This window comes from Streptomyces sp. CBMA29, assembly GCF_014596445.1.
In the GTDB taxonomy this organism is placed as follows: domain Bacteria; phylum Actinomycetota; class Actinomycetes; order Streptomycetales; family Streptomycetaceae; genus Actinacidiphila.
This window is the reverse complement of the sequence record NZ_MECL01000193.1, coordinates 1-24,836: the sequence shown is the minus strand read 5'-3', so window position 1 is coordinate 24,836 and position 24,836 is coordinate 1. Positions and strand designations below refer to the sequence as shown.

The 24,836-nt window shown below is 66.4% G+C and carries 24 protein-coding genes and 1 tRNA gene; 9 read left to right on the top strand and 16 right to left on the bottom strand.

The genetic code is table 11. The features are described from left to right. Window positions 1-19: 19 nt before the first annotated feature. Genes BGM09_RS25595 through BGM09_RS25585 form a run of 3 tightly spaced genes read right to left on the bottom strand, consistent with a single transcriptional unit; the run spans window position 20 to window position 1,549 of the window. A complete protein-coding gene (locus BGM09_RS25595; protein ID WP_188284060.1) occupies window positions 20-850 on the bottom strand; it encodes a helix-turn-helix domain-containing protein in 831 nt (276 codons plus the stop codon). Further along, window positions 847-1,371: a DUF6879 family protein gene (locus BGM09_RS25590; protein ID WP_188284059.1), complete on the bottom strand. Its 525-nt coding sequence runs from the start codon at window positions 1,369-1,371 to the stop codon at window positions 847-849. Before BGM09_RS25590 ends, BGM09_RS25595 begins: the two co-directional genes overlap by 4 nt. Next, a complete protein-coding gene (locus BGM09_RS25585) occupies window positions 1,358-1,549 on the bottom strand; it encodes a hypothetical protein (RefSeq protein WP_188284058.1) in 192 nt (63 codons plus the stop codon). The genes BGM09_RS25590 and BGM09_RS25585 overlap by 14 nt, the downstream gene beginning before the upstream one ends. 151 nt (window positions 1,550-1,700) lie before the next feature. Between BGM09_RS25585 and BGM09_RS25580 the strand changes: the two genes are divergently transcribed. Next, window positions 1,701-2,231 (top strand): hypothetical protein, encoded by a 531-nt coding sequence (locus BGM09_RS25580; protein ID WP_188284057.1) that lies wholly within the window; start codon window positions 1,701-1,703, stop codon window positions 2,229-2,231. 1,241 nt (window positions 2,232-3,472) lie between these two features. On the opposite strand, the gene BGM09_RS25575 is transcribed toward BGM09_RS25580, so the two are convergent. The 5 genes from BGM09_RS25575 to BGM09_RS25555 form a co-directional block, all read right to left on the bottom strand. Next, complete coding sequence (locus BGM09_RS25575; protein WP_188284056.1) at window positions 3,473-4,540, bottom strand: AAA family ATPase; 1,068 nt, start codon at window positions 4,538-4,540, stop codon at window positions 3,473-3,475. A gap of 536 nt (window positions 4,541-5,076) precedes the next feature. After that, the gene (locus BGM09_RS39220; protein WP_188284055.1) at window positions 5,077-5,211 is read right to left on the bottom strand and encodes a type II toxin-antitoxin system prevent-host-death family antitoxin; all 135 of its coding nucleotides are present in this window, start codon (window positions 5,209-5,211) and stop codon (window positions 5,077-5,079) included. 8 nt (window positions 5,212-5,219) lie between these two features. Next, window positions 5,220-5,858 (bottom strand): hypothetical protein, encoded by a 639-nt coding sequence (locus BGM09_RS25565; RefSeq protein WP_188284054.1) that lies wholly within the window; start codon window positions 5,856-5,858, stop codon window positions 5,220-5,222. A 795-nt stretch (window positions 5,859-6,653) separates the two neighbouring features. Next, window positions 6,654-7,619, bottom strand: a complete 966-nt coding sequence (locus BGM09_RS25560; protein ID WP_188284053.1) for a tyrosine-type recombinase/integrase — start codon at window positions 7,617-7,619, stop codon at window positions 6,654-6,656. A gap of 264 nt (window positions 7,620-7,883) precedes the next feature. After that, window positions 7,884-7,958: transfer RNA gene (locus tag BGM09_RS25555), tRNA-Cys, on the bottom strand. Between the two features lie 323 nt (window positions 7,959-8,281). On the opposite strand from BGM09_RS25555, the gene BGM09_RS25550 reads away from it, so the two are divergent. From BGM09_RS25550 to BGM09_RS25530, 5 genes are all read left to right on the top strand, one after another. Next, window positions 8,282-9,712, top strand: a complete 1,431-nt coding sequence (locus BGM09_RS25550) for an MFS transporter (RefSeq protein WP_188284091.1) — start codon at window positions 8,282-8,284, stop codon at window positions 9,710-9,712. A 16-nt stretch (window positions 9,713-9,728) separates the two neighbouring features. Then, complete coding sequence (locus BGM09_RS25545) at window positions 9,729-10,028, top strand: hypothetical protein (RefSeq protein ID WP_188284052.1); 300 nt, start codon at window positions 9,729-9,731, stop codon at window positions 10,026-10,028. 164 nt (window positions 10,029-10,192) lie between these two features. Further along, a complete protein-coding gene (locus BGM09_RS25540; RefSeq protein WP_188284051.1) occupies window positions 10,193-11,992 on the top strand; it encodes a DEAD/DEAH box helicase in 1,800 nt (599 codons plus the stop codon). 242 nt (window positions 11,993-12,234) lie between these two features. Continuing rightward, the gene (locus BGM09_RS25535; RefSeq protein WP_188284050.1) at window positions 12,235-12,975 is read left to right on the top strand and encodes an IclR family transcriptional regulator; all 741 of its coding nucleotides are present in this window, start codon (window positions 12,235-12,237) and stop codon (window positions 12,973-12,975) included. Window positions 12,976-13,489: 514 nt separating this feature from the next. Next, window positions 13,490-14,284 (top strand): S16 family serine protease, encoded by a 795-nt coding sequence (locus tag BGM09_RS25530; RefSeq protein ID WP_188284049.1) that lies wholly within the window; start codon window positions 13,490-13,492, stop codon window positions 14,282-14,284. Here BGM09_RS25530 and BGM09_RS25525 read toward each other — a convergent pair. The 7 genes from BGM09_RS25525 to BGM09_RS25495 form a co-directional block, all read right to left on the bottom strand. Further along, window positions 14,281-15,573, bottom strand: coding sequence for an MFS transporter (locus BGM09_RS25525; RefSeq protein WP_188284048.1), 1,293 nt, complete (start codon window positions 15,571-15,573; stop codon window positions 14,281-14,283). The two genes, BGM09_RS25530 and BGM09_RS25525, sit on opposite strands and share 4 nt — an antisense overlap. A 177-nt stretch (window positions 15,574-15,750) precedes the next feature. Beyond that, on the bottom strand, window positions 15,751-16,362 hold the full coding sequence (locus BGM09_RS25520; protein ID WP_188284047.1) for a winged helix-turn-helix domain-containing protein: 612 nt from the start codon (window positions 16,360-16,362) through the stop codon (window positions 15,751-15,753). A 114-nt stretch (window positions 16,363-16,476) separates the two neighbouring features. Continuing rightward, window positions 16,477-17,490, bottom strand: coding sequence for a glycine betaine ABC transporter substrate-binding protein (locus BGM09_RS25515; RefSeq protein ID WP_188284046.1), 1,014 nt, complete (start codon window positions 17,488-17,490; stop codon window positions 16,477-16,479). After that, entirely contained in the window at window positions 17,487-18,443 is a 957-nt protein-coding gene (locus tag BGM09_RS25510; protein ID WP_188284045.1) for an ABC transporter permease, read from the bottom strand. The genes BGM09_RS25515 and BGM09_RS25510 overlap by 4 nt, the downstream gene beginning before the upstream one ends. After that, on the bottom strand, window positions 18,440-19,684 hold the full coding sequence (locus BGM09_RS25505) for a betaine/proline/choline family ABC transporter ATP-binding protein (RefSeq protein ID WP_317452897.1): 1,245 nt from the start codon (window positions 19,682-19,684) through the stop codon (window positions 18,440-18,442). The genes BGM09_RS25510 and BGM09_RS25505 overlap by 4 nt, the downstream gene beginning before the upstream one ends. 97 nt (window positions 19,685-19,781) lie before the next feature. Beyond that, window positions 19,782-20,429 carry an ABC transporter permease gene (locus tag BGM09_RS25500; RefSeq protein WP_188284044.1) on the bottom strand — a complete coding sequence of 216 codons (648 nt, stop codon included), beginning with the start codon at window positions 20,427-20,429 and terminating at the stop codon, window positions 19,782-19,784. Between the two features lie 41 nt (window positions 20,430-20,470). Then, window positions 20,471-20,941, bottom strand: a complete 471-nt coding sequence (locus tag BGM09_RS25495; protein WP_093716663.1) for an Lrp/AsnC family transcriptional regulator — start codon at window positions 20,939-20,941, stop codon at window positions 20,471-20,473. 124 nt (window positions 20,942-21,065) lie between these two features. Here BGM09_RS25495 and hppD point away from each other — a divergent pair, with 124 nt between their 5' ends. Both hppD and BGM09_RS25485 read left to right on the top strand, forming a co-directional pair. Beyond that, window positions 21,066-22,181 carry a 4-hydroxyphenylpyruvate dioxygenase gene (gene hppD, locus BGM09_RS25490; protein WP_188284043.1) on the top strand — a complete coding sequence of 372 codons (1,116 nt, stop codon included), beginning with the start codon at window positions 21,066-21,068 and terminating at the stop codon, window positions 22,179-22,181. Window positions 22,182-22,260: 79 nt separating this feature from the next. Further along, window positions 22,261-23,631: an FAD-binding oxidoreductase gene (locus tag BGM09_RS25485; protein ID WP_188284042.1), complete on the top strand. Its 1,371-nt coding sequence runs from the start codon at window positions 22,261-22,263 to the stop codon at window positions 23,629-23,631. Window positions 23,632-23,665: 34 nt separating this feature from the next. Here the strand turns inward: BGM09_RS25485 and BGM09_RS25480 are convergent, their stop codons facing one another. Further along, window positions 23,666-24,145 carry an SsgA family sporulation/cell division regulator gene (locus BGM09_RS25480; protein ID WP_188284090.1) on the bottom strand — a complete coding sequence of 160 codons (480 nt, stop codon included), beginning with the start codon at window positions 24,143-24,145 and terminating at the stop codon, window positions 23,666-23,668. Between the two features lie 319 nt (window positions 24,146-24,464). Between BGM09_RS25480 and BGM09_RS25475 the strand changes: the two genes are divergently transcribed. Then, window positions 24,465-24,836, top strand: a 372-nt coding sequence (locus BGM09_RS25475; protein WP_188284041.1) for a DUF2510 domain-containing protein, incomplete at its 3' end; no start/stop codon positions are given.

Below are 24,836 nucleotides of genomic sequence, written 5' to 3'. Positions count from 1 at the left end.
GGGTGCACAGATGCAGCGCTTAGCCAGTTTCCTGTTCGCGCAAGAACTCATCCCTGATGGCTCCCAGCATGACCCGCATCTCATCTCCGGAAACTGAAACCAAGGAGAATCCTTCGAACTTGTCTGCGTACTCCTTGACGTCCCGAGGGTCCGTAACAACTACCTCAGCATGAACGGTCTCGACAGTTACAAGCCTGTCATCTCTGATCACAAAGGAGTGAGAAGGAAAGTCGTTCTGCGGTGCCGACTGAGCAACGATGCGAACGTCTATGTTAGGCAACCGAGATAGGGAGATCAGTCTATCTATCTGTCCGGCCATGATGGGCGAGGAGGTAATCCTCCAACGGAGGACAGACTCAGTGATGATGAACCGGAGCTGCTTACTGCTGTCATAGAGAACCTTCTGCCGTTCGAGTCGCGCAGCCATGGTCCGAGCTTGGGAGTCTTCTGTCAGCCCATGCCTTGCAATCACAGCCCTGATGTACTCGGGAGTCTGGAGAAGCCCAGGAATCAGAGCAGGCTGAAAAAGTCGGAGCAGAGACATCTGAGCTTCGAGAGCTTGAGCCTGCTGTTGTCCTTTGTGATAGCCCATGCGAGCTAGCAGACGCCAAGCCATTACCTCAGTAGAGGCAGCACGAGCTGCCTCCATGTACTCCGCTTTGACTTCCTCGGAGACACCAACGGCAGTGAGGATGCTCTCTACGTCCACGACACTCGGAGCTAGCTTGCCCGTCTCAATCTTGCTGAGCTTGCTTGCAGACATGACAGCACTGCGGGCAACGGTCTTGGCCTCTTTACCAGATGCCTTCCGTAGCTCCCGCAGCGCTTCACCAAGCTCGGTCTTCCTCACTCTTCTCCGTGCCGCTCCCACCACTCAATGAACGGCTCCGCTATAGCGAGAGCCGTGTCTCTGTACCTGATGAACTCTGCTGTCCTGACCGGAGGAAGAACGTCAGAACCCAGGAACTTGCCCTCGGTGTCGTAGCTCATAGCGGCCACGTCTTCACTGTCGAACAACCAGAAGTCATCAACTCCTATGAGGGGGTTGGCTTGCTCCGTGGTGTCCAGGATGAAGAACTCTTCTCCTCCGGTCATGTTCTTCCGGTAGCCCCAGCCGAGCTCGAACCGGAGATAAGGAGTCAGAGGACGGCTCAGCACATGTACCCGGTAGATCCGCTTACCGGCGGCTGTTGCCTCCCGAACCTCTTTCACCCAGTCGGCGTTGTAGTCGTCCGGCTGAGCTTCGCCTGCCAGAAACGATTGGTAGGCGTCTACGCTCCCGGACTTGCTGTAGTCGTCCAGGGTCTCAAGTCTGAACGCCTCATGCTCGAAGGTGTCGAAGAGATCCCCGAGCGTCTTAGATGACCCCATCGGCAATGGCTTTCTTCAACAGCTCGACAGGGATCTCAACGACTCCCTCACCTTGGGGCACCGTGAGCCCGTGCTCATCTCCGGTGTAGCCCTGAACCAGCAGCGTTCCCCTGTCTGTTGCGTACAGCGTGGGGCAGTCCTTCTTGTCGCACGTCTTGGCGAGCATGGTGACCTGCATCAGCTTCCCCTCTCCGTTGGTGTCCGGTTCGATGCTCCGGGCTGCATGTGCAGCCCGTCAAGGACTGGTAGTTGCAGGAACGGGAAACTGGGCCCCTACCCGTGAGCTGCCTGCCATACTCCGTGCGTTCACACGTCGCAGGAGAGGGAACATGGGCCTGTTCAGCCGCAGAAGATCGACCGAATCAGAGACCCCCTATACGCCGGTCGTTCGACCTCAGATGAAGCGTAACCGGATGTTCCTTGCCGCATGGGCACGTAATCTCAAAAGCAAGGAGTGGCAACAAGCAATGAACCTAGGTTCTACGGCACAGCAATTGCTTGAACAGAGTCCGGGGCTGTCACAGGTTGCAGTAGATGAGACATCGCCTTACGTCCTGCTGCTTCTCGAAAGATTGACTAAGGCGCCAGATCCTATCGGTATAGCGGCAGGTAAGAACATGCTGTTTGAGGCTGTGGTTGGCTGGACTATTGCACAACTGGAGATTCGTGAGCCGAAGTGGCACCGCAAGGGGCAGACGCATCCCATTGTGAATAACGGGATCATCTCCTATATCGCATCTGCGAAGAACGAGTACACCGACAGTTTGGCGCTAGCCGTTGAGACTGGCTACTACGTTGCACGCATCAAGAGCGATGGGAACCCAGAAGGTCCGGAAGCGGCACTGAGCGAGTTGTACTAGCGCACGCTGTTTGTATCGTGCTGAGAGTAGGGCTGCCATAAGGCAGCCCCTTTCTCATGCAGTGAGAGCTAGCCCCTCTCGCAATTCCTTGTACTTCCTAGAGACGTAAGAAGCGCTGACGTTGATCTCCCGAGCTACTTCACTGGCACTCCTCTTGTTCATGAACCCGGCTCGGATTACCTCGCCGTTTGAACCTGAACTTTCACCGGAGGAAGAACCAGTCTGAACCTGAACCAGTGAACCTGAACTCAGAGGTGAACCAGCCTGAGCCTGTGAACTAGAACCACGAGCCGACTGAACCTTTGAACCTGTCAGATCAGTTGGAACGTGTGAACCTGCGCCAGGGTGAACCTTGGAACTCTGAACCACCGGCTCTGAACCTCGAACCTGTGAATCTGATAGTTCTAGTTCAAGGTCCCTGAACCTCCTTCGGTAGCTTGGCGCTACCTCGGCGGCACACACAAGGACAGACGGAGCAATGGAGTGGATGGCTACCCCAACCCAATCCCGGCTAGCTACAGAGTCCCAAGTGTTCAGGAACAGGGAAGCTAGGCCCGTAACCCATCGGAAGGTAACTGCCCACCCTCCTCCGTTCATCCCGTGCCTAGATAGGACCGCATCAGCAGAGATAGTCAGGATGAATGCAGCGTCAGTAAGTAACCCTAGAACCCATCCGGACCACGGCCATTGGGAGTGGGCCGAGACAAGGGGAGTGCTGGTCATCAGTGAATAGAAGACTGCTCCAGCAACGATGAGCCAGAGCATAGAGTTAAGAACCTTCCGAGTGCGAGTAACGGATTTCAGTTCTGCGGTGATGTTCATGTAAGTGTGCTCCTAAAAGTGTTGGAATGCTGAAATCGGTCGCTTAAGCGACCGATCATCGGAGGGGAACAAGGCTGGTCTACTTCTCTCTGTCTAGGTAGCGGGCCTTACAAGGCCCGCTCGTGAAGACTGGTTGAGCACCTAGACCCTGGCGCTGACCGTGCTAGTAGTACGTCGGGCCGTAGGCCCCTGTACCAATTGCACTAGCCCGCCGTGCTTCTTCGCAGACCTGAGACTGCCCCTCCCTTCTTTTTCCTCCGGTCTCAAGGCAGGAGGGACCCGCCCTAGCGGGAGGTCCCTGCCGTCACTGCGAGAGAGTCTTCATTCGGGGGTAGCAGATAGAGAGCGGAAGTGTTCTGTTCTTCCGTTCTATATATGCAAGGGGGGAACAGAAGAACAGGAACAGTTCCGGAGAACGGTCAGCTAGCCAGGCAGTAGATGGACTGGTTGCCTCGCTTCTCTAGGGTCAGCTCTCCCTTCTCTACCATCCTCTTGGCTGCATCAGACTTGGCCTGTGCTGCCCCCTGGACACAGTTCTTGAGCTGAGACCAGTTCATACCCTCTGGCCTGTCCTTAAGGGCATCCTTGATGCGCTCCGGAATCCCGTGTGGTCGTGGTGCCTGCTGAGGCGTGTTCTCTTGTGGCTTACTCCCCTTCTGCTGTGGAGAACGTCCTTGCTTCTTCTGCCTGTCCTTGCGGTTGTCCCAACGGGCCTTAGCCCTGCTCACCAGTTCGTCATGCTCGGCCGACGTTGCTACCGTCTCTTCCTCGCCAATCAACGTGACGAATGCTCCGTCGTCTCCCTCTCCTGTGAAGTCCAGGGCAACGCCTAGTTCCCTCTCGGGAGTGTTGTTTCCGTAGACCCTGAGAACCCTGAGCTCTTGGTCGTCGGTCACTTGAATGAACTGCCTTCCCCATGCCTCAATAGCAGTGGAACCCATGGGGCTCTTCTGTGAGCCGGTCTCCTCATTGAACTTGCCAGAGTGATGAACAAGCACGATGGCAATACCCTCGTCTAGGAGAGCCTGTAGCCGTCCGAGTGCTGGCCTCACATCTGCATCGTTGTTATAGCTACCGCGTCCTAGTAGGGCGGACAGGTTGTCAACGATCAGGACTTCCACGCCAGACGACACAAGTACATCGGAGAACTCTTCCCACCAGTCGTCAGTGTCTTCCGGCCTCACGTCGGTGATGAAGAGTCGAGAGTCCTTAGCTCCATTGGCTGTATTGAATCGTTGCCAGGTCTCGTCTTCCTGTCCTGGATCGAGGGCCCATAGAAGCGTGTTCCTAGCTTCGACCTTCCTGCCTAGCCATGGTGTTCCCTCTCCGAGCGCCATTGCTGCGGACAGGGCGACGAACGACTTACCGGCCTTAGGACGTCCATAGATCATGGTTGCGGTTCGGTGGATCAGTCCTTCAATGAGGAATGGAGTCTCACTTGATGGTGTTACGTCGGCTAGTCGCTTGATGCCGAAGGTGTTGCTCATGTTTCTTCTCCTTGTCTGGGTATGAGAGAGGGCCGCTATAGCGGCCCCTATATCTCATGTGTGATTGTTAGTTCTGAGTCGAAGAGTGGATATCAGGGAAGCTGAATGCCTCGGGTCTCTGCTAGCTCCCTATCCCTCTCGGCAATCGTGACGACAGTTACTCCATCCTCGCTGTACCTGCTGTACCTGATTCCAAACAGGCGAAGCTGTGTTGCTAGATCCTGCCTCTTCTTCGATGCACGCCTATCAGCGTCCCTGTGTCGTTCGCACTCAAGACAATGAGACTGCCTGCGGCCATTAGGTAGGTTGCCGTATTCGGTCTCAATTTTCTTGTCTCCACAGGCAGGGCAAATCTTCTCCCCGTTCTCCCACCGGTTCCGCTGTTTCACAACCGGGCTCAGTTCCTTGCCCCTACGCTGCTGCTGATAGTGAGTGGAGCAGAGATCCTTACTCCATGCGTCCTTAGTGCACGCCGGTCCTGCACACGCGTTCTTCATATCGATATTCCTTTGGTACGGTAGCTTTAAGCACTGGCGTTAGTCGTTGGTGAAAAGGTTCCGGGTCAGACGCTCATACCTGCTGGAAGAGATCACGTAGGCTTCGGTCTTCCCGTACCTAGTGATCTCTATTACTTCGTCAGCTTGCGTCACCTTCCTCAGGACATCCGCCATCTCGTTCCTTAGCTCGGTCCCGCTAATCCTGGTAGCCACAACTGGTCCTCTCGTTTTTTCTTTTCAATCTTTCCGGTCTGTAACGTGTGCCAACCCCTGTAATCGTTGATGGCATCGGCTGCATTGGGCGTGTAACCTTGATCTTTAGCCCAAGAGATTAGTTCGGGGTCCGGCTTGAACCTCTCTCCGTACTTGTCATCGATTCTCAGGTCCGCCCACTTCTCATGGAGTAGTGCTTCTTGGGAGATTCCTCCATCTAGAACTGCGATAGGTCGAATCATGTAGTTCTCTGGGTGGCTCAGCTTGAACTCCCCAGAGATAGCCTTCCATCGGTTGGATAAGGTTGGCTTACCGTGGTTGCCAACTCTGTTTCCACTAGATCCAATCTTCAGCAATCCATCGGGTAGCTCAGCCACGTAAGTGAAACCGGGGACGTGTGTGAAAGATCCAGCTTCCTCGATCCTTTGCATGAGTTTGTTGCGGTATCTCTTTGTGTCGTACGTGTAGCGCATGGCTCCATGTCGTTCGCAGAGAGGCATGGGGAATGGAATCCCTGTCCTGCTACTGCCGACCTGTCCACACTGAATACCGTCATCGGATAGGGCTACGCACTTGTTCAGTGCTTCATTGAGAACTCCTGCATTCATGGTGTTGTGCTCGCTTACAGGGATGAGCGGGGCCGACGAGCACCCTGCCCATAATCGGTGTTGCATCCCTACCGGCAGACAGATATGAGAAAAGGCTCTGAGAGCCTGCCTCAAAGCCTGCGTGCCGTAGGTCTATATAGTTGTTAGGCCGTGCCGCGAGAGACCCTTAGGGAGTCATATAGCCCATGCCTGGCGCTAGTGCCTGACTGGTGTGTAGAGCCATGTCTCACGCTGCCTTAGTCCAATAGCGGTGGTTCACGTTGAGATCGATAGTGAGTCCTAGGACGACAGGACTGATGCACTTCCCTAGTAGCGTGTAGTGCCTGCCTAGATCTTCCTTCTCGGCGAACTCCTGTCGGCAAGAGACGCAGCGATAGCCGGTGTCGGTCTTTGCGTAGTGGCGTCGGGCCATCTCAATACTCCTTGATGTGGTACGTGCTGTGGTTAAAGAAATCCCCCAGAACGGGGTGGGTGGTGTTGTACGTCCTGTCTGCAAATGAGTAGTGCCCCGATCCCCCCTACTGAGCAGGGCGACCGAGGCACTACTGTGAGTCTCGAACCAGTTCGAGACTGCTTGGCTAGCTCAGCTAGTGCCGAGCATTACCGGAACACAACACCACATGAGAAGAGGAAGCATGCCCCTTACTTTTGGGCACACTTCCTCACCTCTAAGAATAGCACGATGCCCCATTTTATCAAATCAGTTTCCCCTCAAGGTGCCTCACGGGTTGTGCTTCTTGGCTCATCGCCTTGAAGGAGTAGGGGCCTCAATAGAGGCCCCTCTCCGGATGAGAGCTAGTACCTGTCGCCGAGTCGCTGAACGGCATTCACGGCACGTGCGGAAGCCATGTCAGCCCCGTATCTACGGAGCATGCTCGGACTCTTCCACCCTCGAATGGCCATAATGTTCTCCCCGGAGACCCCTGCTGTCATGAGGTCATCTGCCCACGTGTGGCAGAAAGAGTGAGGGGTCACGGCGGCAGGTTCGTACCCAGCTTCTTCCGCCCTCTTCTTCACCATCCGGTAGAGACCCATGTACCGCATCTCCTTGCGTGACCGTGTGCCCAGCCACAGCCAACCGCTCGACTCAGATAGAGCATGAGTGGAACGCACTCTGAGATACCGTGTCAGGGCCTTCACCGTCTTGGGCTGCAGAGGAATGGTCCTGCCGTCCGCACTATTCCTGTTGCCCTTGAGCGGCACAACGAGTGCCGTGTGATTGGTCAGGTCTAGATCCTGGACACGGAGATTCAAAAGTTCCTCGGCTCTCAGTCCCTCCGTAAGAACCCGGATCATCGCGTGATCCCTGACAGTCTCGAAGTCGCGCACCTTCGAGGAACCGTTGCCGGTCACCTTGAGCACGTCCTCAACGAACTCGGCACTGAGGGTCTTGGGTTTGCCCAGAGGGGGAGTGGCGTACCGGTGGAGCTTGGGACTGTCGTACGGGTTCGACTGGTCGTACTCCTCTGCCAGGTACCGGAAGAGGGGACGGAGGTTGCGTTGCAGGGTGTTCGTTCCTCCGGTGTATCCACCCTTGCCGTCTTGGCTCTTGGGCAGGTCGTGAGTCTGGTAGTGCCACCGGAAGAAGCGGTTCAGATCGGCCGTACTTACGGCCGTGAAGCCCCCTTCTATAGAGGTCTCCGTCATCCAGTTATGGAGAGCCACACCAGCGAACCGGTAGGCGTTGATGGTCTTCCGCTGGTACGGCCTGCCATACCGGTTGTTGGTCGTGCTGAGGTGCAGGTCCAGTTCATCCAGCATCGCTGTACGGAGGTCTGAGCCTGACTGTCCCTGTACGACCCTGAGAGGTGCGGGTACGGCTGTGGTCGTCTGCTCTGTCTGGCTCTCAGTGGCTCTGACGGCACTGCGGAGAGGTGTCTTCCTGGCTGGCACGGGAGGCTCCCTGGTGTCAGGGCCTAAGCAAGTCCAAGGAGTCCAAGCGACTTGCCTAGCCCAGTTTCGGTGGGTGCCATCACCGATGGAGAGAGCTTGTCTGACCTAGAACGTGCAGGTCAGGCGTCTACATGGAGGCCGTGACCGGAATCGAACCGGCGTAACTCGCTTTGCAGGCGAGTCCCTCAACCACTCGGGCACACGGCCAGGTGTGTGTGCGGTGTGGTTCGACCTTCGCGGGTGGGGCGGGGGTGGGTCAAGGGTGGGGGAGGGGGTGCAACGGGACTGCCATACGGCGTTCACGAACGGGGTGCGGGCCGGGGCGGGAACGGGGGCGGGAACGGGGGTGGGACGGGGGCGGGACGGGGGCGGGGCGTAGGGCGAAAGGCGGAGGGAAAGGCGGTCGCAGGGCAGGGGTGAAAGGGGCTGATGCCCCTTACTCTTGGCTGGTGACTGCCTCCGACACTCGCCGTGACCAGCGGCTTTCTGGAATCGACCCCGAGACCGCCCCGGACGCCCTGGAAGGCGTGATGGGGCGGTCGTACCGCGCGCTGACCCTGGGCATCGTGTCGGTGGTGCTGATGATCGCGTTCGAGGCGACCGCGGTGGGGACGGCGATGCCGATCGCGGCGCGGGAGCTGGACGGTCTCGGACTGTACGCGTTCGCGTTCTCGGGGTATTTCACGACGTCGCTGCTCGCGATGGTGGTCAGCGGGCAGTGGTGCGACCGGTCGGGGCCGCTGCCGCCGCTGGCGGCGGGCATCGGCGGCTTCGCGGCGGGGCTGGTGATCAGCGGGACCGCGCAGTCGATGTGGCCGTTCGTGCTCGGCCGGGCCGTGCAGGGGCTCGGCGGCGGGCTGGTGATCGTCGCGCTGTACGTGGTGGTCGGCCGGGCGTATCCGGAACGGCTGCGGCCCTCGGTGATGGCGGCCTTCGCGGCCTCGTGGGTGGTGCCCTCGATCGTCGGGCCGCTGGTGTCGGGGACGGTCACGGAACAACTCGGCTGGCGCTGGGTGTTCCTGGCCATCCCGGTCCTGGTGGCGCTGCCGCTCGCCGTCATGCTCCCGCCCCTGCGGCGGGCCGCGCACGCCCCTGACCCGGCCCCCGGGACGCTGCCCGAGGCCCCCGAGCCGGTCGCGCCGCCCGTACGTGACGGGCGGCGGATCTGGTACGCGGTGGCGCTCGCGACGGGCGCGGCGCTGTTGCAGTACGCGGGCCAGGACATCAGTCCGCTCTCGGTGATACCGGCCGTCGCGGGCATCGTGCTGCTCGTACCGTCCGCGCTGCGGCTGCTGCCGCCCGGCACCTTCCGCGCGGTGCGCGGGCTGCCCACGGTTATCCTGATGCGCGGGATCGCGGCGGGCACCTTCATCGCCGCCGAGAGCTTCATCCCGCTGATGCTGGTCACCCAGCGCGGCCTGTCCGCCACCATGGCGGGCCTGTCGCTGGCGGGCGCGGGGCTCACGTGGGCGCTCGGCTCGTACGTCCAGGCCCGCCCGCGTCTGGCCCCGATCCGCGAACGCCTCGCGCAGTGCGGCATGGTGCTGTCCGCCGCCGCCATCTGCGGCGCCTCCCTCGCCCTCGTCCAGTCCGTACCGGTCTGGATCGTGGCCGTCGCCTGGTGCGCGGGCGGCCTCGGCATGGGCCTGGTCATCTCCACCCTCAGCGTCCTGATGCTGGAGCAGTCCGCCCCCGCGGAGGCCGGCGCCAACTCCGCCGCCCTCCAGGTCTCCGATGCCCTGTCCAACGTCCTCCTGGTCGCCGCCGCCGGCACCGTCTTCGCGGCGCTGGGCGGCGGCACCGTCGGCGCCGCGGCCGACGCGGGCACCCATACGGCCGCCGCCACGTCCCACCCCGCCGCCTTCGCCGCCGTCTTCCTCCCGGCCGCCGCCTTGGCCCTGGTGGGCGCGGTGGTGGCGGGCCGGCTGCGCCCGAAAAAGGTCGGAGCGGGCAGCGCGTGATCGTTACGCTGACGGGGTGCCTCAACTGACGATCGACCTCACCGCGGTGGAGCTGCGCGCCTTGACCAGCCTCGCCCACGGGCTCGGTACATCTCCGGAAGAGCTCGCGCGCGAGGCGGTTCTGGCCTGGCTGGGGGACAGAAACGCGCGAATGGGCGAGGTCGGGAAGTCCGTTGCCGCGCGGCACGCGGACGTCCTGTGCAGGCTCGGCGAAGGGCCTGGCGGGGAGCCGCGAACCCCGCACGACGGCGTACGGGACGCCACACCGGACGCCGTACGACCGCAGGCGGACCCCGCGGCACCGGGCGGACTGTGACCTGAGTCGCACCCGTCCCGGCGCGGCGGCGTCAACCCGGGAACGGCGGCCCGCGGCCGGTAGGCTGAGGCGGTTTTCGTACCGACCCGCCGACCCGCCGGCCCGCCGCAGATCGGCCGCCGCCCCGTTATCGACCCGCCGCGAGACGAACCTCAACGGAGACCGTGACTACCACCGCCGCATCGCACCCGCACCACCTGTCTCCCGCCTTCCCCGGGCGCGCGCCCTGGGGGACGGCGAACAAGCTTCGGGCCTGGCAGCAGGGGGCCATCGACGCGTATGTCGCCAAGCAGCCGCGGGACTTCCTCGCGGTGGCGACACCCGGCGCGGGGAAGACCACCTTCGCGCTGTCGCTGGCGTCGTATCTGCTCCACAACCACCTGGTGCAGCAGATCACGGTGGTGGCGCCCACCGAGCACCTGAAGACGCAGTGGGCGGACGCGGCGGCGCGGATAGGGATCAAGCTGGACCCGGAGTACAGCGCGGGCCCCGTCGGCAAGGAGTACCACGGCGTCGCGGTGACGTACGCGGGCGTCGGGGTGCGGCCGATGCTGCACCGCAACCGCTGCGAGCAGCGCAAGACGCTGGTGATCCTGGACGAGATCCACCACGCGGGCGACAGCAAGTCGTGGGGCGAGGCGTGCCTGGAGGCGTTCGACCCGGCGACGCGGCGGCTGGCGCTGACCGGGACGCCGTTCAGGTCGGACACGAATCCGATTCCGTTCGTGGTGTACGAGGAGGGCAACGACGGCATCCGCCGCAGCGCCGCCGACTACACGTACGGGTACGGCAACGCGCTCAACGACGGCGTCGTCCGCCCGGTGATCTTCCTCAGCTACAGCGGCAACATGCGCTGGCGCACCAAGGCGGGCGACGAGATCGCGGCGCGGCTGGGCGAGCCGATGACGAGGGACGCGATCGGGCAGGCGTGGCGGACCGCGCTCGCGCCGACCGGCGACTGGATCCCGAACGTGCTGAAGGCCGCGGACCAGCGGCTGACCGAGGTCCGCAAGGGCATCCCGGACGCGGGCGGCCTGGTGATCGCCACCGACCAGGAGTCGGCCCGCGCGTACGCCAAGATCCTCAAGGAGATCTCCGGGCACAAGCCGACCGTCGTGCTCTCCGACGACCCCGGCTCCTCCAAGCGGATCGAGAAGTTCGGCGAGTCCGAGGACCGCTGGATGGTCGCGGTCCGGATGGTGTCGGAGGGCGTCGACGTCCCCCGCCTCGCGGTCGGCGTGTACGCCACGACGATCTCGACGCCGCTGTTCTTCGCGCAGGCCGTGGGCCGTTTCGTACGGTCGCGGCGGCGCGGCGAGACGGCGTCGGTGTTCGTACCGACCATCCCGATGCTGCTGGAATTCGCCAACGAGATGGAGGTCGAGCGCGACCACGTGCTCGACAATCCAAAGAAGCGAGGTGACGAGGAGGGGGCGGACCCCTTCGCGGAGGAGGACAAGCTCCTCGCGGACGCGGAGAAGGCCGAGGACGAGGACACCGAGGAGGACATGCTGCCCTTCGAGGCGCTGGAGTCCGACGCGGTCTTCGACCGGGTGCTGTACGACGGGGCCGAGTTCGGCATGCAGGCGCATCCGGGCAGCGAGGAGGAGCAGGACTACCTCGGCATCCCCGGCCTCCTCGAACCGGACCAGGTCCAGATACTGCTCCAGAAGCGGCAGGCCCGGCAGATCGCCCACAGCCGGAAGAAGCCGGACGAAGAGGCCGATCTGCTCGAACTCCCCGCCGAGCGGCGCCCGATCGTCACCCACCGCCAACTGCTCGAACTGCGCAAGCAGTTGAACACGCTCGTGGCCGCGTACAACCATCAGAGCGGTAAGCCGCACGGGGTGATTCACACCGAATTGCGCCGCGCGTGCGGCGGGCCGCCGAGCGCCGAGGCGACGGCGGGGCAGCTCGGCGAGCGGATCAAGAAGGTGCAGGAGTGGGCGACCCGAATGCGATGATGTCGGCCGTATTGTAGAGGGTGGATCTCCAAGGTCGGGTCAAGCAAGCGCCCGGATTGTGGACGACCCCTTCCGCTGAGCGGTACCCGCTCGCTACGGTGCCGGTCACGCACGCGCCGTGGCAGTGCAGCCGCGGAGCGCAGCCGGTATGACGACTACCGGCGGCCTCTCCGCGCACTGCCGCGGGACCGGCAGTGCGTTACCGCCGTGGAGATGGCCGCCGCCTACGAGGAGGGGGCGTCGTGACCGCGGAGACGTCTCAAACGCTTGACCGGGGCCTGCGGGTTCTCAAGCTGCTCGCCGACACCGACCACGGCCTGACGGTGACCGAGCTGGCCGCCAAACTCGGTGTGAACCGGACGGTGGTCTACCGCTTGCTGGCCACGCTGGAGCAGCATTCGCTGGTCCGCCGTGACCTCGGCGGCCGGGCGCGCGTCGGACTGGGCGTGCTCGGTCTGGCCCACCAGGTGCACCCGCTGCTGCGCGAGGCCGCACTGCCCGCGTTGCGCTCGCTCGCCGAGGAGATCGGGGCGACCGCCCACCTGACCCTCGTCGACGGCAGCGAGGCGCTCGCCGTCGCCGTCGTGGAGCCGACCTGGACCGACTACCACGTGGCCTATCGCACCGGCTTCCGGCACCCGCTGGACCGCGGGGCCGCCGGGCGCGCCATCCTCGCCGGGCGTGGCATGCAGCCGACGCCCGACGGGTCGCGCTGGGAGCGCTTCGTCGACGAGGAGTCCCTGGGCAGCCGGCCCGCCGAGGGGCCGCCCGCCGCCCACACCGTCACCGCCACCGAGCCGGTCCGGTACGTCCTCACCCACGGCGAGCTGGAGGCCGGCGCCAGCGGGGCCGCCGCGCCCCTCCTGGGCGTCCCCGGCATCGAGGGGAGCGTCGGCGTCGTCATGCTCGCCGACTCGGTCCCCGAGAGGGTTGGCGCGCGCGTCGTGGAGGCCGCCACGGAGGTCGCCGACGCCTTGCGCTAGGACGCCTTACGCTACGGCGCTGAGCCTCCCCACAAGGGCGCCCCCGCCAGGCCCCCGGGCCCGTGCCGGGTCCTTCGCCGGTGGCGCCGGCCACGCATCTTCACGGGCGCGGCCCTGGGGCGGTTCCTTCGCCGGCGTGCCTGCCACGCGTTTTCTTGGGGCCCGCCGCCCCTGAGGGGTTCCTTCGCCGGGGGCGGCGGGCCGGTCTTTTCGGGGGCGCGGGGGCCTGCGTGCTTGGCCGGGGTGTTTCTGTGGGTCACCGCTGGTCGGGGTGGGGCGGTTCGGTTGTTTTCGGGCCACCGGGCAGGTGGGGGCTGGTCGCGCGGTTCCCCGCGCCCCTGGCGGGGTGCTGGTCTTGGGTGTGTGCGGAGCCTGCGTGCTCGGCTACGACGGTTCTGCGGGTTACCACCGGGCCGGTGGGGGCTGGTCGGGCGGGTTCTCGCGCCTCTGAGGGGGGACTGGTCGTGCGGGGGCGTGGCCGCATGGCCGAGGGGCGTGAAATAGGGTCGGCGGCATGCGTAGAAGCAGCGTCTCCCGGCGGACCGTGACTCTGGCCGTCTGCGGAGCAGTCACGGCCGGGCTGCTGGCCGTCGCGGCCCTGGCCCCGCTCCCGATCTCGATCGTGGAGCCGGGGCTGACGGCGAACGTGCTGGGGGCGGACCAGGGGACGCAGGTGATCACGGTGAGCGGGACACCGGTGCGCAAGACGAGCGGGCAACTGCGGATGGTGACGATCCAGGCGACGTCACCGGACGCGTCGGTGCACGTCACCGACGTGCTGAAGGCGTGGTTCAAGAAAGACCAGGCGGCGATGCCGCGCGACTCGGTCTATCCCAGCGGCGGCTCGGTGAAGGAGATCGAGAAGGCGAACCGCAAGGAGATGACCGACTCGCAGGACGCGGCGACGACGGCCGCGCTCACGCACCTCGGGCTCTCACCGTCCAAGGTGAAGGTCGACCTCCAGCTCGCCGACGTCGGCGGCCCCAGCGCCGGGCTGCTCTTCGCACTCGGCATCATCGACAAGATCAACGGCGACGGCCACGGCGGCGACCTCACCGGCGGCCGGACCATCGCGGGCACCGGGACCATCGACGCCTCGGGCAAGGTCGGCGCGGTCGGCGGGGTGCCGCTGAAGGAGCAGGCCGCGCGCCGCGACGGCGCGACCGTCTTCCTCGTACCGCGCGGCGAGTGCTCCGACGCCAAGGCGGAGCTGCCCGACGGGCTCCGGCTGGTCCCGGTCAACGACCTGGACGGCGCGCTGGCGGCCCTGGCCGCCCTGGACAAGGGCGGAAAGCTGCCGACCTGCTAGGGCGTGTCGGCGGGTTCGTCGGTCCAGTGCCGGAAGGCGGGCAGGGCGAGCGGGCTCAGCGTGGTGAGCAGATAGACGGCGCTGACGGTGGCCATGGCCGTCCGCAGGCCCGCGTACTGGACGAGGAAGCCGCCGAGTAGGCCGCCCAGCGGGACGGCGACCAGGACGCCGGAGGTGACGGCGCCGAAGACGCGGCTGCGCAGCCGCTCGGGGACCAGGCGGACCATCTCGGTCCCGATCATCGGGTTGAGGACACCGGCGGCCAGCCCGCACACCGCGCAGGTGACCAGGAGCGGGGTCAGACCGGGCACGAAGGCGGCGACGGCCGTCCGGGGGAAGCCGCAGACGAGGAACGCGCCGATGTAGAGGCCGCGCTGCGGCAACCGGTGGCCGACGACGCCGTACGTCAGTGAGCCGATCAGCGCGCCGCCGCCGAAGGTCCCGGCGACCAGGCCGATGCTCACCGAGCCGCCCAGGTGCTCGCGGGCGTTGACCGGCAGCAGGACCGCCGACCACGCCTGGTCGAGCGCGTTGGTCACCATCACCATGAGCACGATGGCGAACAGCAGCCGCGCGGCCACCAAGTAGGCGAATCCCTCGCGCAGTTCGGCCCGGTAGCCGCCGGACCCCTCGGCAACGGACCCCTCGGACGGCGTCGGCGTCCGGTCCCGTACCCCGATCCCGATCAGCACCGCGGACACCGCGAAGGTCACCGCGTCGACCAGCAGCGTATTGGTGGCGCCCAGCACCGAGATGAGCACGCCCGCCAGCGGGGCGCCGAGCATACGGGCGCCGCGCGACGCGCCCTCGTACGCGCTCGACGCCCGCGCCACGGTGGTGTCGGCGCGTTCGGCGAGCCGGGGCATCAGCACCTCGCGGGCGGTCTCGCCGGGTGCGTGGAACAGGCCGCTGACGCCGACGAGCGCGAGCAGTTCCCAGTAGCGCAGCCCGACGGTCAGATGCAGCAGCGGTACGGCCGCCATGGCCACCGCGCACACCGCGTCCGACACGACGCTGGTGACCGCGTAGCCGAGCCGGTCGATCAGCGGGCCGCCCAGGATCGCGGCGAGGACCACAGGCAAGGTGGCCGCGAAGGCGACCAGACCGGCCCGCGCCGGGCTCCCGGTGGTCTCCAGCACGAACCACGGGACGGCGACGACGGTGAGCATGTTCCCGGCGATCGAGACCACGTTGGCGGCCAGCAGCACCCCCAGCGGGCGCCGGTCGCGGGCCGGTCCCGACCCGTCGGGCCGTTGGTGGACGTGCGGTATCGCGGTGCGTGCGGGCATGGCGAATTCCCCCGTGACGATTGGGCGTTGAGACGGAGTGACGGAGTGACGGAGTGACGGAGCTACGCAGTTACGGAGCTACGCAGCGACGGATTCACGGAGCCGGTACGGATACGGATACGGATACCGATACGGCTGCGGCCGCGGTGTCGGCGCGCGCGGTACGGGGGAGCGGGGTCAGTCGGACGCGATCGGGAACTCGTGGAACTGCACCCGGACCCGCTCACCCTCCGGCCCGTCCGTCTCCCGCTCGCGGAAGGACTCCACGAGCGCGTGCACCCGCTCGCTCAGCTCCACCGCGTCCTGCGGCGTGAGGCGCAGCGTGAAGCGGCTGGAGTCCCACGCCTCCTGCCAGACCTTCGGCCAGGTGTGCATCGTGCTCATCCAGGTCGCCACCTGCTCGGCGCTGCTGGTGGCGTGCTCGACGAGGAAGGTGCTCATCGCGGCGCGCACCTCGGGGTCGGGGTGCCGGACGAACTCCCCGATGCTGTCGAAGCGTTGGCCCCGGTGCACCGCCTTCCACCAGCGCTCGCGCGCGGTGCCGCGCCCTGGATCGTCCTCGACCAGGCCGAACGAGGCGAGCTGGCGCAGGTGGTAGCTGGTCGCGCCGCTGGACTCGCCGAGCCGGTCGGCGAGTTGGGAGGCCGTGGCGGGGCCGCGGTCGCGCAGCGCGGCCAGCAGCCGCATCCGCAGCGGGTGGGCGAGGCCGCGCAGCGACCTGGCGTCGAGGGTCAGCAGATCCTCGTCCGAGATCGGGCCGATCGGCACCGCGTCCTTCTTGTCCGTCATGGACACCACCCTAAGCGCGTGCAAAGCACCTTTGCAACGCTCTTTTGCAAAACAGCTTTGCATCCACTCGTGAGCCGGAGCCCCAGCTGTACCGGGGGAGCCCCGCAGGGCCCCTCACCCGTTCTTGATGAAGCCCTCCGCGATCAGCCATTTCTTCGCCACGTCGTGCGGGTCCTGCCCGTCCACGTCCACCTGGGCGTTGAGCTTCTGCGCGACCGCCGTGTCCAGCTTGGCGCTGATCGGGTCGAGGAGCCCCGCGATGGCCGGGTACTTCTTGAACGCCTTGCTGTAGATGACCGGCGCCGCGTTGTAGTTGGGGAAGAAGTGCTTGTCGTCCGCCATGACGGTCAGGTGCATCGACTGGATGCGGCCGTCGGTGGTGTACACCTCGCCCAGCAGGCAGGAACCGCTCTTGTTCACCTGGGTGTAGATGATCCCCGCGTCCATCTTCTGGATGCGCGAGCTGGGGATGTCCATGCCGTACGCCTTCATCATGCCGGGCAGCCCGTCCTGCCGGGAGGCGAACTCGTTCTCCACGCACAGCGTCACGGCCTTGGGGTCCTTCTTCGCCAGCGCGGCCACGTCGGAGAGCGTCTTGAGGTGGTACTTCGCGTTGTTGCGCTGGCTGACGGCGAGCGAGTACGTGTTGTTCAGCGTGGACGGCGGCAGCCAGGTGAGGCCGTTCTTCAGGTCCGCGTCGTGCACGGCCTGCCACTGCGCGCGCGGGTTCTTGATCGGTTCCGTGTGCCCCAGATACGTGATCCAGGCGGTGCCGGTGTACTCGTACATCGCGTCCGCCTGACCGGACTTGACCGCCTCGCGGGCGCCGATCGAGCCGGTGATGTTCGTCCGGTCCAGCACGCTCGCGCCCGCCGCCTTGAAGGCGAGGCCGATCATCTCGCCCAGGATGATGTTCTCGCTGAAGTTCTTGGACGTGATCACCAGATGGGCGCCCTTGAGGGGTTCGCCCTGCCCGATCGAGCCCGGTTTGACGTTGTCCACCAGCGGGCTGCCGCTGGTCAGCCCGCAGGACGCCAGCAGCGCGGCACCGCAGAGCGCCACGAGCCCCGTACGAGCGACCGACGCCGTACGTCCGGCCGCCACCGTACGGCCGCCGCGCCGCCTCATGCCGTCACCTCCAGGCCGCGGGGCCGCATCAACTGCTCGGCGACCGAGGCCAGCCAGTCCACGAACAGGGCGAGCACCACCGTCAGGACAGAGCCGAGGATCAGCACCGGCATCCGCTGGTTGACGATGCCGGAGGTGATCAGGTCGCCGAGGCCGCCGCCCCCGCCGAAGGTGGCCAGCGTGGCGGTGCCGACGTTGAGCACCAGCGCGGTCCGCACGCCCGCGAGGATCAGCGGTACGGCGAGCGGCAGCTCGACCTTGGCGAGCACGCCGGGCGCCGACATGCCGATGCCGCGCGCGGCCTCCACCAGCGTCGGGTCGATGGCCTTGAGCCCCGCGACGGTGTTGGAGAGCACCGGCAGCACCGCGTACGCCACGATGCCGATGATCGCGGTGCGGGCGCCGATGCCCAGCCAGATCACCAGCAGCGCCAGCAGGCCGATCGCCGGGGTGGCCTGGCCGATGTTGGCCAGCGCGGTCACGAACGGCGCGACCCTGCGCAGCCGCCGCCGGGTCAGCGCGATGCCGACCGGGATCGCGATCACCAGCACCCAGAAGGTGGAGATCGCGGTCAGCTTCACGTGCTGCCAGAGCCGGAGCTGCACATTGCCGTCGTCGAGCGAATTGTGCTCGATCGCGTCCAGGTGGATGTTGGTGATCCACAGATACGTGGCGAGCAGCACGGCGGCCAGCACCGCCGGGGTGAACACCAGCTTCTGCCAGGTCAGTTTGGGCTTCGGTTTGGTCGCGGCGGGCGCGGGACCGCTCTCGTGCTCCTCGCGCTCCGCGTGTTCCTCGCCGCCGTCGTCGTCGCGGAAGGCGAGGCCGCGCACCTCGTGCTCGCCGGGCGGACGGCGCTCCCCGGCGTCGCGGGTGTCCCGGCCCGACGGGTGGGACCGGTCGCCGTCGGCGCGGCTCGCCCCCGTCGCGCGGTCCGGCCTGTCCGGGCTCATGACGCCGGCTCCGCGCCCGCCGCGCCCTCCTGCTCGGCGCGTGCCCGCTCCTCCTCGTGCCCCTGCCCGGCCAGCGACTCCGCCAGTTCGTGCTGGTGCTCCATCGCGGTGAGCCGGTCGGCCTCCAGCATCTCCTGCACCGAATTCATCAGCGTCTCCATGTCGACCACGCCCACGAACTCGCCGCGCCGCCCGGTCACCGCCACCCGCCCGCCGCTGTCGGTCAGCACCGCCTCCAGCGCGTCCCGCAGCGTCGCGTCCCGGGTCACCGTGTCGTGCACGATCGTGCCCGCCCGCGCCAACGACCCCTTGGCGCGCATCAGATCGCCGCGCCGCAGCCACTTGTACGGGCGCCGCCGCCGGTCGAGCAGCAGCAGTTCGTTGTGCTGGCTGGTGCGCAGCCGTTCGAAGATCGACTGCAACGGCTCGTCGACGCCCACCGCGGGGAATTCGGCGATGCCGACATCGCGCACGCGGGTGAGGTTGAGCCGCTTGAGCGCCGCGCCGGCGCCGACGAAACCGGACACGAAGTCGTCGGCCGGATTGGTGAGAATGGCCTCCGGCGTGTCGAACTGGGCGATGTGCGAGTGATCGCGCAGCACCGCGATCCGGTCGCCGAGCTTGATCGCCTCGTCGAAGTCGTGGGTGACGAAGACGATCGTCTTGTGCAACTCGTGCTGGAGCCTGATCAGTTCGTCCTGGAGGTGGTCGCGGGTGATCGGGTCGACCGCGCCGAACGGCTCGTCCATCAGCAGCACCGGCGGGTCGGCCGCCAACGCCCGCGCGACGCCCACGCGTTGCTGCTGTCCGCCGGAGAGCTGGCGCGGGTAGCGGCCGTGGAACTCCCGCGGGTCCAGGCCCACCAGGTCGAGCATCTCCTCGACCCGGTCCTTGACCCGCGACTTGCTCCAGCCGACCATCTTCGGCACCAGCGCGATGTTCTCCGCGACCGTCATGTGCGGGAAGAGGCCGGACGACTGGATCGCGTACCCGACCTTGCGGCGCAGCTTGACCGGGTCGATCGCGGTGACGTCCTCGTCGTTGATCCTGATCCGCCCGGACGACGGCTCGATCAGCCGGTTGATCATCTTCAGCGTGGTGGACTTGCCGCAGCCCGAAGGTCCCACGAAGATCACCGTCTCACCGGCCTTGATCTCCATGCTGACGCTGTCCACGGCCGGGTCCTGGCTGCCCGGATAGCGCTTGGTCAGGTTCTCCAGCTCGATGGTGGCGCCCGCCACCCCGGTGGGCGCCGGCCGGTCCCGGCCCTGCTCCTGCTCCCGGCCCTGCTCCCGGCCCTGCTCCTGGCCCTGCTCCTGGTCATGCGGTGACCACTGCTCAGACACGGATCCCCCTCGGAATGGTCAGACGGCCGAGCCCCACGTACGCGGCGTCGAAGAGCAGCGCGAGGACGATGATGCCGAGCGTGCCGGACAGCACCTCGTTGAGCGCGTTGGCGCTGCCCAGCGACGCGATGCCGCGGAAGATCTCGTTGCCCAGGCCCGGCCCCGAGGCGTACGCGGCCACCGCCGCGATACCCATCAGCATCTGGGTGGCGACCCGGATACCGGTCAGGATCGGCGGCCAGGCCAGCGGCAGCTCCACCCGCAGCAGCCGGGACACCCGTGACATGCCGATGCCCTTGGCCGCGTCCACCAGCGCCGGGTCCACGCCCCGCAGCCCGACGATGGAGTTGCGGACGACCGGCAGCAGCCCGTACAGGGTCAGCGCGGTCACCGTCGGCGGCACGCCGAGGCCCAGGACCGGGATCAGCAGACCGATCAGGGCCAGCGACGGGATGGTGAGGATGGTCGCGGTCGAGGTGACCGCGAGATTGCCCGCCCAGTCGCTGCGGTAGGTCAGGACACCGATCAGGACGCCGATCACGGTGGCGAGCACCATGCACTGGAACACGGCGCTGGCGTGCTGGAACGCGTCGGTGAGCAGTTGCTGGTGCCGGTTGGAGAGGTACTGCCAGAAACTCACCGCGCCGCCACCTCCCCGTCTCCTTCGACCGCGTGGCGCGTCTACGTGTCGCGCGCCGCCTGCTCCACCAGCGGGATGATCCGCAGCGGGACCGGGTTCTCCATGACGATGGCCGTGGCGGCCCGGACGATCCCATCAAAGCCGACAACCCGGTCGATCACCCGCTGGAGATCGGCGTTGGAACGCGCCACCAGACGGCAGAGCATGTCGCCCTGACCGGTCGTGGTGTGCAGTTCCAGCACCTCCGGCACGGTGGTCAAGTGCGCCCGTACGTCGGCCCCTTGGCCCTGTTTGATCTCCAGGGTGGCGAACGCCGTCACCGGATAGCCGAGCGCCGCCGGGTCCACCTGCGGGCCGAAACCGCGGATCACCCCATTGGCCCTCAGCCGGTCGAGCCGCGCCTGCACCGTGCCGCGCGCCACCCCCAGCCGCCGGGACGCCTCCAGGACGCCGATCCGCGGCTCCCGGTCCAGCAGCGTGATCAGCCGCCCGTCCAGCGCGTCGATCCCCACACCCCGCCGCCTTCCGTGGTCATGCTGCACAGATTGACCCGTCGATCCTCGCTTCCGCTGTGCAGACTGTCCACTCAAATCCGGAACTATTGCGCACCCTGACAAGCGGCGGGAGGCTTTTGTCATGACTGAGACCCAGGATGCTTTCCCGGTAAAGGGCATGGACGCCGTCGTCTTCGCCGTGGGCAACGCCAAACAGGCCGCGCACTACTACTCCACCGCTTTCGGCATGCGCCGCGTCGCCTACTCGGGACCCGAGAACGGCAGCCGCGAGACCGCCTCCTACGTCCTGGAGTCGGGCGGCGCGCGCTTCGTGTTCACCTCCGTCATCAAGGCCGCCACCGACAACGGCCGCTTCCTGGCCGACCACGTCGCCGCCCACGGCGACGGCGTCGTCGACCTCGCCCTGGAGGTCCCGGACGCGCGCGCCGCGTACGCGTACGCCGTCGAGCACGGCGCCACCGGCCTCACCGAGCCGTACGAGCTGAAGGACGACCACGGCACCGTCGTGCTCGCCGCCATCGCCACGTACGGCCAGACCCGGCACACCCTGGTCGACCGCACCGGCTACGACGGCCCCTACATGCCCGGCTTCGTCGCCGCCGGGCCGGTCGTCGAGCCCCCGGAGCGGCGCTTCTTCCAGGCCATCGACCACTGCGTCGGCAATGTCGAACTCGGCCGGATGAACGAGTGGGTGGCCTTCTACAACCGGGTCATGGGCTTCACCAACATGAAGGAATTCGTCGGCGACGACATCGCCACCGAGTACTCGGCGCTGATGTCCAAGGTCGTGGCCGACGGCACCCTCAAGGTGAAGTTCCCGCTCAACGAGCCGGCCGTCGCCAAGAAGAAGTCCCAGATCGACGAGTACCTGGAGTTCTACGGCGGCCCCGGCGTCCAGCACATCGCGCTGGCCACCAACGACATCGTCGCCTCCGTGCGCGCCATGCGCGCCGCCGGCGTCGAATTCCTCGACACCCCCGACTCGTACTACGACACCCTTGGCGAATGGGCGGGCGAGACCCGCGTCCCCGTCGAGACGCTGCGCGAACTCAAGCTCCTCGTGGACCGCGACGAGGACGGCTACCTGCTCCAGATCTTCACCAAGCCGGTCCAGGACCGCCCGACCGTCTTCTTCGAGATGATCGAGCGCCACGGCTCCATGGGCTTCGGCAAGGGCAACTTCAAGGCGCTGTTCGAGGCGATCGAGCGGGAGCAGGAACTGCGCGGCAACCTCTGATCCCACCCGGTGATCTCAACCTGTGATCTTGCGGGGCCCCGCCCTTGAGGGCGGGACCCCGGCCTGTCAGGGTGAACACATGCACGATGAACTGATCACCGCACTGCGCGGCGGCCTGCCGCCGGAGGCGGTACTGACCGACCCCGACGTCGTCGCGGCCTACTCCCAGGACATGGCGAGCTTCTCCGCCGTCGGCGCCCCGGCGGCGGTCGTGCTGGCCCGCAGCACCGAGGACGTGCAGCACGTCATGCGGACCGCGACCGCGCACCGGGCGCCGGTCGTACCGCAGGGGGCGCGGACCGGGCTGTCCGGCGGCGCCAACGCGATGGACGGCTGCATCGTGCTCTCGCTGGTGAAGATGGACCGCATCCTGGAGATCGACACGGTCGACCGGATCGCCGTGGTCGAGCCGGGCGTCGTCAACGCCGTGCTGTCCAGGGCGGTCGGCGAGCACGGCCTGTCCTACCCGCCGGACCCGTCGAGTTGGGAACAGTGCACGATCGGCGGCAACATCGGCACCGGCGCGGGCGGCCTGTGCTGCGTGAAGTACGGGGTCACGGCCGAATACGTCCTCGGCCTCGACGTGGTGCTGGCCGACGGGCGGCTGCTGACCACCGGGCGGCGCACCGCCAAGGGAGTGGCGGGATACGACCTGACGCGGCTCTTCGTCGGCTCCGAGGGCACCCTCGGCATCGTCGTGAAGGCGGTCCTCGCGCTGCGGCCCGCGCCGCCGCGCCAGCTCGCCATGGTCGCCGAATTCCCTTCGGCCGCCGCGGCCTGCGCCGCCGTCTGCTCGATCATGGAGAGCGGCCATGTGCCGTCGCTGCTGGAGCTGATGGACGGCACGACCGTCCGCGCGGTCAACGCGATGGCGAACATGGGCCTGCCCGAGACCACGGAGGCGATGCTGCTCGCCGCCTTCGACACCGCCGACCCGGCCGCCGACCTCGCCGCGGTCGGCGAGCTGTGCACGGCGGCGGGCGCCACCGACGTGGTGCCCGCGGAGGACAGCGCCGAGTCCGAGATGCTGCTCCAGGCGCGCCGCCTGTCGCTGACGGCGCTGGAGACGATCTCGACGGCCATGATGATCGACGACGTGTGCGTACCGCGCGCGAAGCTCGGTGAGATGCTGGACGGCGTCGCGGACGTCTCGGCCAAGTTCGGCCTGACGATCGGGGTGTGCGCGCACGCGGGCGACGGCAACACCCACCCCGTGGTCTGCTTCGACGCGCACGACCCCGACGAGACCCGGCGGGCCCGCGAGTCCTTCGACGAGATCATGGCGCTCGGTCTCGTGCTCGGCGGCACCATCACCGGCGAGCACGGCGTCGGCCTGCTCAAGAAGGACTGGCTGGCCCGCGAACTCGGGCCCACCGGCGTCGAGTTGCAGCGCGGCGTGAAGGCCGTCTTCGACCCGCTCGGGCTGCTGAATCCGGGCAAGCTGTTCTGAGGGCCGAGACGGCCGAGACGGGCGTGCCCGGCCCTCACGCCCCCGCGTCCGGCGTCTCGTCCTTCCCCGACCACGGATCGCTCAGCCACAGCTCGTCCCGCGTGGTCGGGGCGAGCAACCGGCTGAGGCCGTCGTCCATGCCGAGCTGCTCGTGCTCGGTGCCCGGCGGCACCACCCGCAGGGTCCGCTCCAGCCAGGCCGCGACCGGCGACGAGGGCGCCTCCAGCAGCGCGTTGCCGTCGGGGGAGCTGAGGGCCAGACAGATCACACTGCGGCCGTTGACCTTCGTCGGCCAGATCCGTACGTCGCCGTGACCGCACGGCCTGAACACCCCCTCCACGATCAGCTCGCGGGCGAAGGTCCAGTTCACGGGGGTGTCGGAGCCCACGTGGAAAGTGATGTGCACGGCAAAGGGATCATCTGTGCGATAGGCCAGCCTGGCGGGTACGGGGATGCTCCGCTCCGGCGACAGCACTAGCTGCATTTCCAGTTCGCGTTCCACCACGGTGTGCATCGACTCGACATCCTTTCCTCGGCGCGGCAGCCCCAGTTCGCGTTCCGCGTGTTCCGCGGTGTCTTCGGTGACGCGCAGCGGGTGCTGCGCCGGGGCCTGCACCAGGAGAGAGCGCGTACCACTCCAACCATTACGCGGGTTCACGGGATTCGGTTCAAATTTCCTGAAGCACGGGCACGAGGGGGCGCGTACGGGTAAAGACAAGTACGCCCTCCGATGCCGGGCGGCGCGGGGAACGGCGGTCACGCCGGGCCCGCGCGTCTGGTAGATGTGGACGTCACAAACCCCCCAGACCGAGCAGATACGGATTCCGTGAACCATGAGCGCTCCCACTTCTGGCTCCTCCGGTTCCTCCTCCGCGTCCCCGGCCCCGGGCTACTACCCTGACCCCTCGGTCCCGAACTACATCCGTTACTGGAACGGCTCCACCTGGGTGCCGGGTACGAGCCGGCCCGCGCCCGCCGCGGGTGAGGCGCCGGTTCCGTCCCCGTCCCCTTCTTCTTCCCCACAGCCCGCCCCGGCGATGGACGAGTCCGGGCCAATGTTCCTCGATGAGGACCCGGGGGCGCCGCACGCCGACTTCGGTACGTCGGCGCCCGTTCCCGCGCCTGCCGCGCAGCCCGCCCCGGAACCCGCTCCGGCGTGGCCCCGGCCCACCGGGCAGGCGCCCGGCGCCGAGCCGCCGCGGATC